The 14,457-nt window shown below is 66.7% G+C and carries 12 protein-coding genes; 10 read left to right on the top strand and 2 right to left on the bottom strand.

Annotated features, from left to right (window positions below):
* Nucleotides 1–173 precede the first annotated feature (173 nt).
* The gene (locus RR42_RS02880; RefSeq protein ID WP_043343800.1) at nucleotides 174–611 is read left to right on the top strand and encodes a universal stress protein; all 438 of its coding nucleotides are present in this window, start codon (nucleotides 174–176) and stop codon (nucleotides 609–611) included.
* A 30-nt stretch (nucleotides 612–641) separates the two neighbouring features.
* Here the strand turns inward: RR42_RS02880 and RR42_RS02875 are convergent, their stop codons facing one another.
* Together RR42_RS02875 and RR42_RS02870 are read right to left on the bottom strand one after the other, a co-directional pair.
* A complete protein-coding gene (locus tag RR42_RS02875) occupies nucleotides 642–1,703 on the bottom strand; it encodes a serine/threonine protein kinase (protein ID WP_043343798.1) in 1,062 nt (353 codons plus the stop codon).
* Between the two features lie 33 nt (nucleotides 1,704–1,736).
* Entirely contained in the window at nucleotides 1,737–3,425 is a 1,689-nt protein-coding gene (locus tag RR42_RS02870; protein WP_043351247.1) for a DEAD/DEAH box helicase, read from the bottom strand.
* A 307-nt stretch (nucleotides 3,426–3,732) separates the two neighbouring features.
* Between RR42_RS02870 and RR42_RS02865 the strand changes: the two genes are divergently transcribed.
* From RR42_RS02865 to RR42_RS02825, 9 genes are all read left to right on the top strand, one after another.
* Complete coding sequence (locus RR42_RS02865; protein ID WP_043343796.1) at nucleotides 3,733–5,421, top strand: ClcB-like voltage-gated chloride channel protein; 1,689 nt, start codon at nucleotides 3,733–3,735, stop codon at nucleotides 5,419–5,421.
* A 123-nt stretch (nucleotides 5,422–5,544) separates the two neighbouring features.
* A complete protein-coding gene (locus tag RR42_RS02860) occupies nucleotides 5,545–5,925 on the top strand; it encodes a hypothetical protein (protein ID WP_043343793.1) in 381 nt (126 codons plus the stop codon).
* Nucleotides 5,926–6,019: 94 nt separating this feature from the next.
* Nucleotides 6,020–7,372, top strand: a complete 1,353-nt coding sequence (gene miaB, locus RR42_RS02855) for a tRNA (N6-isopentenyl adenosine(37)-C2)-methylthiotransferase MiaB (protein WP_043343790.1) — start codon at nucleotides 6,020–6,022, stop codon at nucleotides 7,370–7,372.
* Nucleotides 7,373–7,412: 40 nt separating this feature from the next.
* Nucleotides 7,413–8,408: a PhoH family protein gene (locus RR42_RS02850; RefSeq protein ID WP_043343789.1), complete on the top strand. Its 996-nt coding sequence runs from the start codon at nucleotides 7,413–7,415 to the stop codon at nucleotides 8,406–8,408.
* A 14-nt stretch (nucleotides 8,409–8,422) separates the two neighbouring features.
* Nucleotides 8,423–9,175 (top strand): rRNA maturation RNase YbeY, encoded by a 753-nt coding sequence (gene ybeY, locus RR42_RS02845; RefSeq protein WP_419188870.1) that lies wholly within the window; start codon nucleotides 8,423–8,425, stop codon nucleotides 9,173–9,175.
* 703 nt (nucleotides 9,176–9,878) lie between these two features.
* Nucleotides 9,879–10,751 (top strand): HlyC/CorC family transporter, encoded by an 873-nt coding sequence (locus RR42_RS02840; RefSeq protein WP_043343787.1) that lies wholly within the window; start codon nucleotides 9,879–9,881, stop codon nucleotides 10,749–10,751.
* Entirely contained in the window at nucleotides 10,748–12,355 is a 1,608-nt protein-coding gene (gene lnt / locus RR42_RS02835) for an apolipoprotein N-acyltransferase (RefSeq protein WP_043343784.1), read from the top strand. Before RR42_RS02840 ends, lnt begins: the two co-directional genes overlap by 4 nt.
* Before the next feature lie 480 nt (nucleotides 12,356–12,835).
* Nucleotides 12,836–13,786: a glycine--tRNA ligase subunit alpha gene (glyQ, locus tag RR42_RS02830; RefSeq protein ID WP_043343780.1), complete on the top strand. Its 951-nt coding sequence runs from the start codon at nucleotides 12,836–12,838 to the stop codon at nucleotides 13,784–13,786.
* Nucleotides 13,783–14,439: a hypothetical protein gene (locus RR42_RS02825; protein WP_043343775.1), complete on the top strand. Its 657-nt coding sequence runs from the start codon at nucleotides 13,783–13,785 to the stop codon at nucleotides 14,437–14,439. The genes glyQ and RR42_RS02825 overlap by 4 nt, the downstream gene beginning before the upstream one ends.
* The last annotated feature ends 18 nt before the right edge of the window (nucleotides 14,440–14,457 follow it).

Genomic DNA, 14,457 nt, shown 5'->3' with positions numbered 1-14,457 from the left:
GGAAGGCTCGTGGAAGGCTCGTGGAAGGCGCCGGCGATTGCGCCCGACTTGATCTGGATCCAGGCAAGGTTGCCCGCAGGATGCCATGATCACTGTAGTGGCCGCCCCCGAGCCACCCCGGCGGGGGGTTGCCATGCCGACAACGATCACAGCCAATACAGGAGATAGCCGCCATGACCAACATCGTGCTCGCCACCGACGGTTCGCCCTTTTCCGACGCAGCCGCCAGCTTCATCGCCGAAGGCAAACTGCTGCAAAGCGGCTTTACCGTGCATGTGGTCCATGTGACGCCCGATGTCACCGGACAGGTACGCGCCTTCGTCAGCAAGGAAACCATCGATGCCTGGCATCAGGAAGAAAGCGGTAAGGCCATGCAGTCCGTGGCCGACATCCTCGGCGCCGCGGGCGTCGCCTTCGAGCAACACGCGCTGCACGGCTTTGCGCCGGAACGCATCGTCGCCTACGCCGCCAGCGTGGATGCGCGCGGCATCGTCATGGGCACGCACGGCCGCGGCTCGTTCTTCGATGCGGTGATTGGTTCGGTGGCGGGACGGGTGCTGGCGCACGCCCCGTGCCCGGTAGTCCTGGTCAAGGCCCCGGGCAAGAAGTAAGGCAGCCGGCCTGGGCTGGCCGGTGCCAGGTCAGACCGGCCAGAGCGGCGGCTCGTCCATCAGCGCGACCTGCTCGCGCAGTTCGAGAATGCGGTCCTGCCAGTAGCGGGCAGTCCCAAACCACGGGAATGCCGCCGGAAAGGCCGGATCGCGCCAGCGGCTGGCCAGCCAGGCGCTGTAATGCAGCAGGCGCAGCGTGCGCAGCGCCTCGATCAGGTAAAGCTCACGCGGCTGGAATTCCGCGAAATCCTCATAGCCGGCCAGGATGTCGGCCATCTGGCCCTGCTGGGCGGCGCGGTCGCCTTCCAGCAGCATCCACAGATCCTGCACCGCCGGCCCCATGCGGCTATCGTCGAAATCGACAAAGTGTGGCCCGGGCGGGCGCGAACCCGCATGTGACTCCTCGATCCACAGCACATTGCCGCGATGACAATCGCCATGCAGGCGCAGCTGCGCGACGTCGCCCGCGCGCTCGAAGCAGCGGCGAGCGCCATCCACGGCGAGATCGGCAACCGCCTGCCAGGCCGGGCGCAGTTCGGGGGGAATACAGTCTTGCGCCAGCAGCCAGTCGCGCGGGGCCACCCCGAAGGTGTCCACGTCGATGGCAGGTCGCGCCTGGTAAGGATGCGTGGCGCCGAGCGCATGGATGCGGCCGATGAAACGGCCAAGCCAGGTCAGCGTATCGGCACGATCCAGCTCCGGCTCGCGCCCCCCGCAGCGGGGAAACACCGCGAAGCGAAAACCCGCATGCGCCAGCAGCGTGGCGCCGTCGCGCGCGATGGCCGGCACCGCCGGAATCTCGGCGTCGGCCAGTTGCCGCACGAAAGCATGCTCTTCCAGGATGGCGGCGTCGCTCCAGCGCCCCGGGCGGTAGAACTTGACCACCACCGGCGCGCTGCCTTCGATCCCCACCTGCCAGACCCGGTTCTCATAGCTATTGAGCGCCAGCAGGCGGCCATCCGGCTCGAAACCGGCGGCCTCCATCGCATCCAGCATCAGGTCCGGCGTGAGGCGGGCGTAGGGCACGCCATCGCCGTCGGTGGACGTGCCACCGTCGCCGGGCACCTGAAGGTCAAACCCTGAACTGGACATTACGCGTGGCAGCCGTTGGGGAGGGTTGTGGAGTTAGCGCGTGGGCTTGGCGCGCTGGCCGCCCAGCAGCGCGGCTTGCGGCGCCGGACGGCGGCCGCGTGCCGGATCCTGTCCGGTGCGCGGCTGCGCGGCATGGGTGTTGACACCGGCGCGGTTGCCGTTGACATCGCCATTGCGATCGCGGTTGCCATTGCCATTGCCATTGCCATTGCCATTGCCATTGCCAGCGGCACGGTTGCCATTGGCCTCGCCGGTGCGGTTGCCATTGGCCTGACCGTTGCGCGGGTTGCCTTGCCCGGCCGAAGCCGGCCGGCCGCTGCCCTGCGCAGGGCGCTGGCCCGGTGCCTGTGGCGCGCGGCGCTGGCCTTGCCCATCGGCCGCGGCCGGAGCCTGGCCGCGGCCTTGCGGCGCGCGTGCCGGACGTTGCTGGCGCTCGCCGGCGTCCGCTGCCGGTGCGCGGCCGCGCGGCTGGCCGCCGGCGGGAGCCTGGCCGCGGCCACGGCCACCACCATTGCCCTGGCCCTGGCCACGTGCCTGCCGACCCTTCTGGATCGGCTCGGCCGGAATGCTCGGATCGACCTCGAAGCCCGGCAAGATGGTTTGCTCGATCTGGCGCTTGATCAGCCGCTCGATATCGCGCATCAGCGAGATTTCATCCACGCAGACCAGCGAGATCGCCTCACCCTCGGCACCGGCGCGGCCGGTACGGCCGATACGGTGCACGTAGTCTTCGGGCACGTTGGGCAGGTCGTAGTTGACCACGTGGGGCAGTTGGTCGATGTCGATGCCGCGCGCGGCGATATCGGTCGCCACCAGCAGGCGCAGCGTGCCGGCCTTGAACTCGGTCAGCGCGCGCGTGCGGGCCGACTGGCTCTTGTTGCCGTGGATCGCCAATGCCGACAGGCCGTCCTTGTCGAGCTGCTCAGCCAGGCGGTTGGCGCCATGCTTGGTGCGGGTGAACACCAGCACCTGGTGCCAGTCGTTCTCGCGCACCAGGTGGGCCAGCAGTTCGCGCTTGCGCTCGCGGTCCACCGGGTAGACGCGCTGTGCCACGGTTTCGGCCGTGGTATTGCGGCGCGCCACTTCGATGGAGGCGGGGTTGTCCAGCAGGCGGTCGGCCAGGCCACGGATCTCGTCGGAGAAGGTGGCCGAGAACAGCAGGTTCTGGCGCTTCGGCGGCAAGACGTTGAGGATCTTGCGGATGTCGTGGATGAAGCCCATGTCGAGCATGCGGTCGGCTTCGTCCAGCACCAGCATTTCCACGTGCGCCAGGTCGATGGTGCGCTGGGACAGGTGATCGAGCAGGCGGCCGGGCGTGGCCACCACGATATCGACACCGCGCTTGAGCTGTTCGATCTGCGGGTTGATGCCCACGCCGCCGAACATCACCATGGAGCGCAGCTTGAGGTACTTGCCGTAGTTACGGACGCTTTCTTCCACCTGCGCCGCCAGTTCGCGGGTCGGGGTCAGGACCAGTGCGCGCACCGGCAGGCGCTGTCCACGCGCGGGTTCGCGGCCGGCCGAGGACTCGGACAGCAGTTGCAGCAGCGGCAGCGTGAAGCCGGCCGTCTTGCCGGTGCCGGTCTGCGCGCCGGCAAGCAGGTCGCCCCCTTTCAGGATGGCGGGAATCGCCTGCGCTTGAATCGGAGTCGGCGTGGTATAGCCCTGTTCGGCCACGGCACGCATAAGCTTGTCGGACAAGCCAAGTTCGGAAAAAGACATGAATTGACGCTTCGGCCGCCCTTTGCGCATGTGGTGCGCCAATCGCGGGGGCGACGTGAGTGAGAAAACCGAAAACCGGAAATACCGACCGGCGAAGCGAGGCGACTGCCCCCGCTTCTTTAGGAGGAAAGACCGCTAGTGTACCAGCCTGGCGCTTTCACGCGCGCGCTGCGCCCCGAGGGACGCGCGCGCCGCTGCGCTATGATGGCGGCCATCCCCCGCCTGGCCCCTGCCTGGGTGAGCCCACGCACCGCGCGGGCGCGCGCCAGCCCGGCCCAGCCCATCCCAGCCCCCGGATGCCGACACGATGCGGTTCAGGTTTATCGAAGACCAGGAAGTCACCCTCTTTACTGCCATCCCGGTAGGGATTGCCGCGGCCATCGTCACCACCCTGTTCAAGGAGGCGCTGGACGCCAGCGGCTATGTGATGTTTGGCACGCATGCCGATATCGTCATGGTATTCGCAGGCCTCGCCTTGATCTGGCGGGTGGCGATCCCGACGCTTGGCGGCGTGATCGCGGGCTTGCTGCTGACGGCGGCAGCCAAGCTCAACGCCGCGCAGCCAGGCGTCTCCGACTATATGGAAGCGGTTGCCAGCGGCACCGGGCGCCTGCCGGTGCGCATCACCTTGCTGCGCGCGCTGTCTTCGTTTTGCTCCATCGTCACCGGCAGCTCGGTGGGCAAGGAAGGCGCGATGATCCAGCTCGCGGCCCTGTGCGGATCGGTGTTTCCGTCCGCGCGCGGTGGCTGCGGGCCGGACGGCGACACCAACCTGCGGCGCATGCTCACGGCTTGCGCGGCCGCCGCCGGGCTGGCCTCGGTGTACCACACGCCGCTATCGGCGGCGGTCTTCGTGGCCGAGGTGGTCTTCGGCGCAGTGGCAGTGCAGCGCCTGATGCCGCTGTTCCTGGCTTCCGTGGCGGGCACGGTGGTCAGCCAGTTACATGGTGGCCTGCAGCCGCTCTATCCCGGCCTGAGCGTGCCCGCCGACCTGCTGCATCCGCCCATGCTGCTGGCGGCGGTCTTGCTCGGCGTGCTCGCCGGCGTGTCCGGCGCCCTTTTCATGCGCGCCTCCAGCCTGGCCAAGGGTGCCTTTGCCCGGGTGCCGGGCGGCCTGGTGCCGCGCCTGGCGCTGGGCGGTGCGATGGTGGGCGTGTTGGCGATCTGGGTGCCCGAGGTGGTCGGCAACGGCTATTACACCATCCAGTCGATCCTGCAGGCGCACCCCTTGAGCGTATCGCTGGCGGCGGTGTTGCTGGCCAAGCTTCTGGCCACCGTGCTCAGCATGGGCTCGGGCGCGGTGGGCGGCGTGTTCACGCCTTCGCTGTTCGTCGGCGCGGCGCTCGGGCAGCTGCTGGCTCCCGCCGTGCCGGGCGGCAGCGGCGCGCCGCTGCTGCCGCTGGTGGGCATGGCAGCCTTCCTGGCCGCCACCAGCCAGGCGCCGCTGATGTCGGTGCTGATGGTGTTCGAGATGACGCTGGCCCCGGCGCTGCTGCTGCCGGGCATGATCGGCGCGGCTGCGGCCTACTACACCGCATCGCGCTGCCAGACCTTGTCCTTGTACAGCGTGGTGGCAGAGCGCTCCCAGGCATCCGCCGCAGCGGAACGCGCGCGGGCGCGGACGCTGGCCGGGCTGTGCGACGCCACCGACACCGTCATCGGCCCCGAGGCCACGCTGGAGCAGGCCAGCGACAAGTTCGCCGAGACCGGCACGCGCTATCTTTATGTGGTTGGCCCGGATGGCTGCCTGCTGGGCGCGCTGTCGATCCATGCGGTGCATCGCGCACTGCGCGAGCGGCCGCACGTGGGCCTGCTGACACTGTGCGAACGCGATTTCCCCACCCTGACGCCGGAGTCGCGGCTGCCCGACGCGCTGCGGCTGTTTACCCATCACGCGCTCAACCGGATCCCGCTGATCCGCGACACGGCCGGGCGCGAGCTGATGGGCACGGTCTCCAAGCAGCGTGTGCTGCAGGAAGCATCCGGGCTGTTCTAGCGCCGCGCGGCCGGCAGGCGACCGGGTAGAATACTAGGTTGCCCGGCCCGCGCCACCGGGGAGAAGACCCGAATCGCTTTCGTTTTCCGAACCGTTTTCCGAACCGTTTCTGCCGGAGCCTCCATGCCAGCCAACCGTGCCGCGCGCCCTGCCCTTTTCGCTTTGGTCCGGGCCACCTTGCTAGCTGCATCGCTTGTTTTGCCTGCCGCGCTGCTGCCGGCAACGGCGTATGCGCAGCAGGCGTTGCGCGTGATCCCCGCGGACGCCGCCAGGGCCAAGCTGGTGCTCGCCGCGCAGTCGCCCAGCGCGCCGCAGTCGGCCACGCTGGACGGCAAGACCGTTGGCGTGGCGCCGGGCCTGCGGCTGTTTGGCACGGATAACCAGCTGCTGCCCATCGGGGCGGTGGCCGGCCAGAAGCTGCCGGTGCGGTTCAAGCTCGACCTCTACGGCCAGTTGCTGACGGCCTGGGTGCTGACCGAGCAGGAACAAAAAGCAGCGCAATAGTCGTAGTCCGGGGCGCGGCGGCACGCCGAGGCCCGGATGTCTTTCGTCCCCATGAAACCCTGATGCCCCCAGGTCAACCACTGAGATCGGCACCATGAAAAAAGTCTTCGTCAAAACCTACGGCTGTCAGATGAACGAGTACGACTCGGACAAGATGGTCGATATGCTCCATGCCACCCAGGGCATGGAGAAGACAGACACGCTGGAAGAAGCGGACGTCGTCCTCTTCAACACCTGCTCCGTGCGCGAGAAGGCGCAAGAGAAGGTGTTCTCCGAACTGGGCCGCCTGAAGGCGCTCAAGGCCGTCAAGCCGGACCTGGTGATCGGCGTGGGCGGCTGCGTGGCGAGCCAGGAAGGCGCCGCCATCGTCAAGCGCGCGCCCTATGTCGACGTGGTGTTCGGCCCGCAGACGCTGCACCGCCTGCCTGACATGATCACCCGCCGCCAGCAGACCGGCCACTCGCAGGTGGACATTTCCTTTCCCGAAATCGAGAAATTCGACCACCTGCCGCCGGCACGTGTGGATGGCCCGAGCGCCTTTGTCTCCATCATGGAAGGCTGCTCCAAGTACTGCAGCTACTGCGTGGTGCCCTATACCCGTGGCGAGGAAGTCTCCCGCCCGTTCGAGGACGTACTGGCGGAAGTCGCCGGGCTGGCCGGGCAAGGCGTGCGCGAAGTCACGTTGCTGGGCCAGAACGTCAACGCGTATCGCGGCGCCATGGGCGGCACCAGCGAGATCGCCGACTTCGCGCTGCTGATCGAATACGTGGCCGAGATCCCCGGCATCGAGCGCATCCGCTACACCACCAGCCACCCGAAGGAATTCACGCCGCGCCTGATCGAGATGTACGAGCGCTGCCCGAAGCTGGTCAACCACCTGCACCTGCCGGTGCAGCACGCTTCAGACCGCATCCTGATGGCGATGAAGCGCGGCTACAGCGTGCTGGAATACAAGAGCATCATCCGCAAGTTGCGCGCGCTGCGCCCGGACATGTCGCTGTCATCCGACTTCATCATCGGCTTCCCCGGCGAGACCGAGGCGGACTTCGACAAGCTGATGGCGATGATCGAGGAGATCGGCTACGACACTTCGTTCTCGTTTATCTTCAGCCCGCGCCCCGGCACGCCGGCGGCCAACCTGGCCGACGACACGCCGCACGAGGTCAAGCTACGGCGCCTGCAGCATCTGCAGGCCACCATCGAGGAAAACGTGCAGCGCATCAGCAAAGGCATGGTCGGCTCGGTGCAGCGCATCCTGGTGGAAGGCCCGGCACGCAAGGATCCGACCGAGCTGCACGGCCGCACCGAGAACAACCGCGTGGTGAACTTCGCGCTGCCCGGCGTGCCCCAGGCCAGGCGCGACCGTATGGTCGGCGAAATGGTGGACGTGGCCATTACCGAAGCCTTCCCGCATTCGCTGCGCGGCGAAATCATCGTGCGCCAGTAACCCACGCCCGATGCAGCCTGATGCAGCCACTCGTACCCAGATGAAAATCCCTTCAGCCGAATTCGTCGCCCCCAAGGACGACAACGCCCGCCTGCAGAACCTGTGCGGGCCGCTTGACGAGAACCTGCGCCAGATCGAGCAAGCGCTCGACGTCACCATCCAGCGCCGCGGCCATCGCATGACCGTGCGCGGCGCCTACGCCCGCGACGCCGCGGCGGCCCTTGAGCGCTTCTACAACAACGCCCGCACCGCGCTGTCGATCGACGACGTGCAGCTCGGCCTGGTCGAGGCGCGCCAGGTCGCCGCGCACGGCGGCTATGTGCCCGACGGCGCAAGCGCGGATACCGGAAGCGACGATGACGAATCCCCCGTGCTGCATACGCGCCGCGCGGGCCTGCACGGGCGCACGCCCATGCAGCGCGACTACCTGCGCAACGTGCTGGCGCACGACCTGACTCTGGGCATCGGCCCGGCCGGCACCGGCAAGACCTACCTGGCGGTGGCCTGCGCCGTGGACGCGCTCGAGCGCGACTCGGTCAAGCGCATCGTGCTGACGCGACCGGCGGTGGAAGCCGGCGAGCGCCTGGGCTTCCTGCCCGGCGACCTGGCGCAGAAGATCGATCCTTACCTGCGGCCGCTGTACGACGCGCTCTACGACCTGCTCGGCTTCGACCGCACGCAGAAAATGTTCGAGCGCCAGATGATCGAGGTCGCGCCGCTGGCCTACATGCGCGGGCGCACGCTGAACCACGCCTTCATCATCCTGGACGAGGCGCAGAACACCACGCCCGAGCAGATGAAGATGTTCCTGACCCGGATCGGCTTTGGCTCCAAGGCGGTCATCACCGGCGACACCACCCAGATCGACCTGCCACGCGGGCAGAAGAGCGGGCTGGTGGAAGCCCAGCACGTGCTGCGTGAAGTGCGCGGCGTGGCCATGACCCGCTTTACCAGCACCGACGTAGTGCGACACCCGCTGGTGGCGCGCATCGTCGATGCCTATGACGAATATCACGCTCAACATCGAGACGCTTGATCAACCGCCCAATCGTGAACACAAAATCCTCCTCCCCCGCCAGCCTGATCCTGTTCGACGCCGAAGGCCGTGCGCGCAAGACCCAGGCACACGCCCTGCGCGTGCAGCTGCCTGACGGCCGCAGCATCACCGTGGACCTGTCACAAGCCGCCGACGGCGTAGTCGCGCTGCTGGCCGAGCACACCGACGACCGCCAGCAGGCCGGCCTGCTGGTACGCCCGGACAACCACGACGCCTTGTCGGTCGCCGTTACCGCCACGCCTACGGTCACCACCACCGGCACCCCCGCCACGCCGCCATCCCTGGAACTGGCACTGCAATATGGCGAAGGCATCAAGGGACAGCGCGGCCTGCCGACCCAGCGCAAGGTCCAGACCTGGGCCAAGTCAGCGCTGTACGCCGATGCGACGCTGACCATCCGCTTCGTCGGCGAGGAAGAAGGCCGCAGCCTGAACCGCAGCTACCGCGGCAAGGACTACGCGACCAATGTGCTGACCTTCGCCTATGCCGAGCACGAGTCCGACCCGGTCAGCGGCGACATCGTCCTGTGCTGCCCGGTCGTGGAGCAGGAAGCCCGCGAGCAGAAAAAGTCGCTTGAAGCGCACTACGCACACCTGATCGTGCACGGCGTCCTGCATGCGCAAGGCTACGAGCACGAGGAAGATGGCGAAGCGGAAGAGATGGAAGCCATCGAGGCGGAAACGCTGCAAGCGCTGGGCTTCCCGGATCCTTATCTGGTGGACGGCAACGTCAAGATCAAAGACTAGGTGTAGCTGTGTGACCTGCCGCCGGGTGGAGCCATACTGACTTCTAACCTGCGACTTCAAGGTCAGAAGCTGAAAGTCAAAGGCAGTTTCACCTCCCCTGCGGGGAGGCGACCTACTTTCTTGTCTCGCCAAGAAAGTAGGCAAAGAAGCGACCCGGATGGGGCGAAAGACTCCTCGTCGTCGGGCGAAAAGAGCGGCCGGAGGCCAAACTCGCATCGCCTTAAGGCGATACTCAGACATGGCCTCCTCGTTTCCGCTCTTTTCGCCCGACGACGAGGCGCCCCATAACGGGAGATGAAAACCCAGACGGCTCGCTGCGCATCGCGCTCGGGTGATTGCCGCCTGGGGGCGGCAATCACGGCTACACCGAATGGTGATTTGATCCCACTGGGTCGGCCGTGTTTCCCGCCCCCAGGCGGGAAACACCCGTGTGCGATGCGAAGCGAGCCGTGAAGGTTCACCCAGGCCGTATGGGGCGCCTTTTTTGCCTACTTTTTTGGCGAGACAAAAAAGTAGGTCGCCGCCCCGCAGGGGTGGTGAAACTGCCGTTGAAGTTGACGTTAAGCAGTTGCAGTTGCCCTTGTCACTAAGCAACGGAAGCCAACTTGTTGTCATTTCAATCCCCGCCAAACCTCCCCTATCCCAGCCCCCAAACCCTTTTAGTGTATCCTTCAACCGATATCCACCCCGCGCTCGTCGCGCCATGAACGACCCTTATCCCAGTTCGAAGTCAGCCGACCGTCCCCGATCCCTGCTCGAACGGCTCTCGGATTTCATCTCTCCGGAGCCCGACTCCCGTGCCGAATTGCTTGAGGTGCTCCAGGATGCGCATGCGCGCAACCTGATCGACGCCGACTCGCTTTCCATGATCGAAGGCGTGTTCCAGGTATCCGAGCTCACCGCGCGCGACATCATGGTCCCCCGTGGCCAGATGGACACCGTCAATATCGCCGATGCGCCGGAGAGCTTCATTCCCTTCATGCGGCAGACAGCGCACTCACGCTTTCCGGTCTATGAAGGCAGCCGCGACAACATCATCGGCATCCTGCTCGCCAAGGACCTCTTGCGGTATTACACCGATGAGGAGTTCGACCTGCGCGAGACCTTGCGCCCGGCGGTGTTCATTCCCGAGTCCAAGCGCCTCAATATCCTGTTGCGCGACTTCCGCATCAACCGCAACCACATCGCCATGGTGGTGGACGAGTACGGCGGCGTCGCCGGGCTGGTCACCATTGAAGACGTGCTGGAGCAGATCGTGGGCGACATCGAGGATGAATTCGACCTCGACGAAGACCACGACAACATCGTGCAGTTGCCCGATGGCAGCTGGCGCGTGCATGGACTGACCGAAATCGAGCAGTTCAACGAAACCTTCGGCACGCAATTCTCGGATCACGACGTCGATACCGTGGGCGGCTTGCTGAGCAACCACCTGGGTCACGTGCCGCATCGCGGCGAAGTGGTGGTGTTGCCGCCGATGCGCTTCGAAGTCCTGCGTGCCGACGCCCGCCAGGCGCACCTGATGCTGGTGCGCCGCGAGGCCCCGCTCACCCCGCCCGACGTGGACGGCGTATGAAGCGCGTTGTCCAGGCATGGTCCGGCGCCGCCAGCGCCGGACGCGACGACGCGCGCGGCGCGAGCCTGCCCCGCCTGCTGCTGGCTGCCGTGCTGGGTGTGGCCCATACCCAGGCCTACGCGCCGCACACCTGGTGGTGGCTGCAACTGCTGGCGCTGGCGGGGCTGGTGGCACTGGTCGCCGATGCGCCGCGCGCCCGTGACGCGGCCGCCACCGGCTACGCCTTCGGCCTCGGCTGGTTCCTCTCCGGCATCTGGTGGCTCTATATCAGCATGCACGTCTATGGCGAGATGCCGGCGTGGATGGCGATGCTAGCCGTGCTGCTGTTCGGCGCCTTCCTCTCGCTCTACCCGGCACTGGCCGCCGCCACGTGGCACTGGCTGACCGCCCGCCGTACGCGGACAACCGCATTGGCGCTGCTCGCGCCACTCGCCTTTGGGGCGGCCTGGGGGCTGTCGGAGTGGCTGCGCGGCGTGGTCTTCACCGGCTTTCCGTGGCTGTCGAGCGGCTACGCTCATACCGATGGCCCGCTGGCCGGTTTCGCGCCGCTGGTGGGCGTCTATGGCATCGGCGCGCTGGCCGCGACCGTGGCCGCCTTGCTGGTGGCCGCCGCGCGTGGCTTTGGCCGTGGTCGCGATGAGCGCGCCAACCCGCATGGCATGCGTGCCGGCGCAATCGCCCTGGCGGCCGCCGTGGCACTGCCGCTGGCAGGCACCGCGCTGGTGCCGATCGCCTGGACCACGCCTGCCGGCAAGCCCATTTCGGTGCGGCTGCTGCAAGGCAACGTGGCGCAGGACATCAAGTTCGAGCCGGTCGGCGTGCAGCGCTCGCTCGAGCTTTATCGTGACCTGATCACCGCCGCCCCGGCCGATCTGGTCGTGACGCCGGAGACGGCGTTCCCGGTGATCTTGCAGGACCTGCCGGTGGACATCGCCATCGCGGTGCGCGACTTCACCGTGGCTAGCGGCACCACCGTGCTGTTCGGCGCCGCCGGCGCGGATTCGCCGGTCGATTTCACCAACAGCGTCTTTGGCCTGGGCCCGCTGACCGAGCGGCTGTACCGCTACAACAAGCACCACCTGGTGCCGTTCGGCGAGTTCATCCCCTTCGGCTTTCATTGGTTCGTCAACATGATGAAGATGCCGCTGGGGGATTTCCGCCGCGGCGGGCTGGACCAGACGCCGCTGCCGGTGCGCGGCATCCTGGTGGCACCCAACATCTGCTACGAGGATCTGTTCGGCGAGGAAATCGCCGAGACCCTGCGCAGCCAGAAGGTGCCGGCCAATATCCTGGCCAACGTGACCAACCTGGCGTGGTTTGGCGACACCATCGCGCTGGACCAGCATCTGCAGATCTCGCGCATGCGCGCGCTGGAAACGCGCAGGCCGATGCTGCGCTCGACCAATACCGGCATGACGGCCGTGGTGACGCCGGACGGGGTGGTGGCGGAACAACTGCCGACCTTCACCGTCGGCACGCTCACCGCCAATGTGCAGGGCACGCAGGGTTTCACCCCCTACGTGCGTTGGGGCAATGTACCGGCGCTGGCGGCATGCCTGCTGGTGCTGGCACTGGCGGCCTGGCGCCGCCGCCGGCAAGGCTGACGATAGTCCGGGCCGGCCTGCGCCGGCCCCATCGCCAGGCCTGTCGTCAGGCCGACGCCGCTACGGCCGAGAGCAGGGCGGCGGCAATCATCACGGCAATGGCGACGAGATAAGGCTTGCGAGAAAGTAGCGACATGACCGGTGTCCCCGTAACTGGATTGATTCAAACGGTTGCGGCTGTTATGCACAGCTCTGCCTAATACTGTATACAAAAACACTAACGGCCAGTATCCGGCAGGCCTTTAGCACCCTTCGGTGTTTACCCGATTCGTTGCAAAACGCCGACACCACATGCCAGCCCCGCGGGCGGGATTGGACGCCCTGACGTATGCAAGGGCCGTGCCGATGGCTGGCGGCGGCAAAAAAACCGATAGAATTCAGGGTTTGGCACGATCTTCGTGAGGCGCCGCGGCAACTTTGCCGCCACGCCGTCCGCCCTTGCTTGCTGGCCTGCGTGCAGGCCCTTACTAGTCTTCGCCTATGCTGACCTTCCAACAAATGATCCTCACCTTGCAGGCCTACTGGGACCGGCAGGGTTGTGCACTCTTGCAACCTATCGATCTGGAGGTCGGCGCTGGCACCTCGCACGTGCACACCTTCCTGCGCGCGATCGGCCCGGAACCGTGGCGAGCCGCCTATGTGCAGCCGTCGCGCCGCCCCAAGGACGGGCGCTATGGCGAGAACCCCAACCGCCTGCAGCACTACTACCAGTACCAGGTGGTGCTCAAGCCAGCACCCGAGAACATCCTGGAGCTGTACCTCGGCTCGCTGGAAGCGCTGGGCCTGGACCTTAAGCAAAACGACATCCGCTTCGTCGAGGACGACTGGGAGAACCCCACCCTCGGCGCCTGGGGCCTGGGCTGGGAAGTCTGGCTCAACGGCATGGAAGTCACTCAATTCACGTACTTCCAGCAGGTTGGCGGCATCGACTGCAAGCCCATTACCGGCGAGATCACCTACGGCATCGAGCGCCTGGCGATGTACCTGCAGAAGGTCGAGAACATCTATGACCTGGTGTGGACCGAGTGGGAAGAAAACGGCAAGACGCGCCGCCTGACCTATGGCGACGTCTATCACCAGAACGAAGTGGAGCAATCCACCTACAACTTCGAGCAGAGCAACACCGAGATCCTGTTCCGCCACTTCGCTGAGTACGAGTCCGAGGCCAAGCGCCTGATGGGTGGCGCCGAAGCCACGCAGCAGGGTGCACCGACCGAAGTCGCCAAGCGCCTGGCGCTGCCGGCCTACGAGCAACTGCTCAAGGCCGCACACACGTTCAACCTGCTGGATGCGCGCGGCGCGATCTCGGTCACCGAGCGCGCGGCCTACATCGGCCGCATCCGCAACCTGTCGCGGCTGGTGGCCCAGGCCTACTACGACTCGCGCGAGTCGCTCGGCTTCCCGATGTGCGACCGCGAGGCCACCGCATGACCCGCGCAGCGCGCAGCGCGCTATGCCGAGGCGCTGCCCTGGCACTGCTGGCCTTGGGGGCGCATGGCGCCGCCCAGGCCACCGCGCCGATGCCGAGCCCACAGGTGCTGTACCTGCCGGCCGACCTGTCCAATGTGTGCGAGGCCAATCCGCAGGCCCTGCAGCAGGCGATCGACCGGCACTGGCATGGCGCTTTCGGCCCGAACAACTCGCTGGACCAATGGACCCAGCTGGTGCGCACGTTCTCGTGCGATCTCTCGGGCTCCAAGGACCTGGGCTGGCACCGCGTGCCGCTGCGCGCCTATGAAAGCGCGATCCGCTACCCGCTCTCGTGGGTTGAGACCGAGACGGTCAACGGGCGGGTGCGCAGGCAGATCAAGACGTACTACTCGGCCGCGCAGCTGCCGCCCAGGATCGACTTCTGGGTGAGCGGGCGCATCGACGAGATCCGCTACGACAAGCGGCTGCGCCGCCTCGATGCCCGCTTCTTCGCGCCCCGTCCCGCCCCCGGTGGCCGTGGCGGCAGCGCAAGCGGCGGCACCAATGGCACCAGCGCAGACACGCAGTGCGTAGCAACCACGCTGCAATTTCGCCAGCAAAACGGCCTGTGGCTGTTGTCCGGCGTAGAACCTACTATTGCACCGCGCTGCTAAAACGCAGCGCGTGCCACA

The sequence above is a fragment of the Cupriavidus basilensis genome (assembly GCF_000832305.1).
GTDB classification, from domain to species: domain Bacteria; phylum Pseudomonadota; class Gammaproteobacteria; order Burkholderiales; family Burkholderiaceae; genus Cupriavidus; species Cupriavidus basilensis_F.
Note: the sequence above shows the minus strand (reverse complement) of the source record. Positions and strands in the feature narration are given on the sequence as shown.

What these genes read in the sequence shown, in the direction of transcription:
- glyQ (WP_043343780.1), top strand. Translation starts at nt 12,836, where the DNA reads ATGCTGACCTTCCAACAAATGATCCTCACCTTGCAGGCCTACTGGGAC.
- RR42_RS02840 (WP_043343787.1), top strand. Translation starts at nt 9,879, where the DNA reads ATGAACGACCCTTATCCCAGTTCGAAGTCAGCCGACCGTCCCCGATCC.
- RR42_RS02860 (WP_043343793.1), top strand. Translation starts at nt 5,545, where the DNA reads ATGCCAGCCAACCGTGCCGCGCGCCCTGCCCTTTTCGCTTTGGTCCGG.
- lnt (WP_043343784.1), top strand. Translation starts at nt 10,748, where the DNA reads ATGAAGCGCGTTGTCCAGGCATGGTCCGGCGCCGCCAGCGCCGGACGC.
- RR42_RS02825 (WP_043343775.1), top strand. Translation starts at nt 13,783, where the DNA reads ATGACCCGCGCAGCGCGCAGCGCGCTATGCCGAGGCGCTGCCCTGGCA.
- RR42_RS02865 (WP_043343796.1), top strand. Translation starts at nt 3,733, where the DNA reads ATGCGGTTCAGGTTTATCGAAGACCAGGAAGTCACCCTCTTTACTGCC.
- RR42_RS02850 (WP_043343789.1), top strand. Translation starts at nt 7,413, where the DNA reads ATGAAAATCCCTTCAGCCGAATTCGTCGCCCCCAAGGACGACAACGCC.
- miaB (WP_043343790.1), top strand. Translation starts at nt 6,020, where the DNA reads ATGAAAAAAGTCTTCGTCAAAACCTACGGCTGTCAGATGAACGAGTAC.
- RR42_RS02870 (WP_043351247.1), bottom strand. Translation starts at nt 3,425, where the DNA reads ATGTCTTTTTCCGAACTTGGCTTGTCCGACAAGCTTATGCGTGCCGTG.
- RR42_RS02880 (WP_043343800.1), top strand. Translation starts at nt 174, where the DNA reads ATGACCAACATCGTGCTCGCCACCGACGGTTCGCCCTTTTCCGACGCA.
- RR42_RS02875 (WP_043343798.1), bottom strand. Translation starts at nt 1,703, where the DNA reads ATGTCCAGTTCAGGGTTTGACCTTCAGGTGCCCGGCGACGGTGGCACG.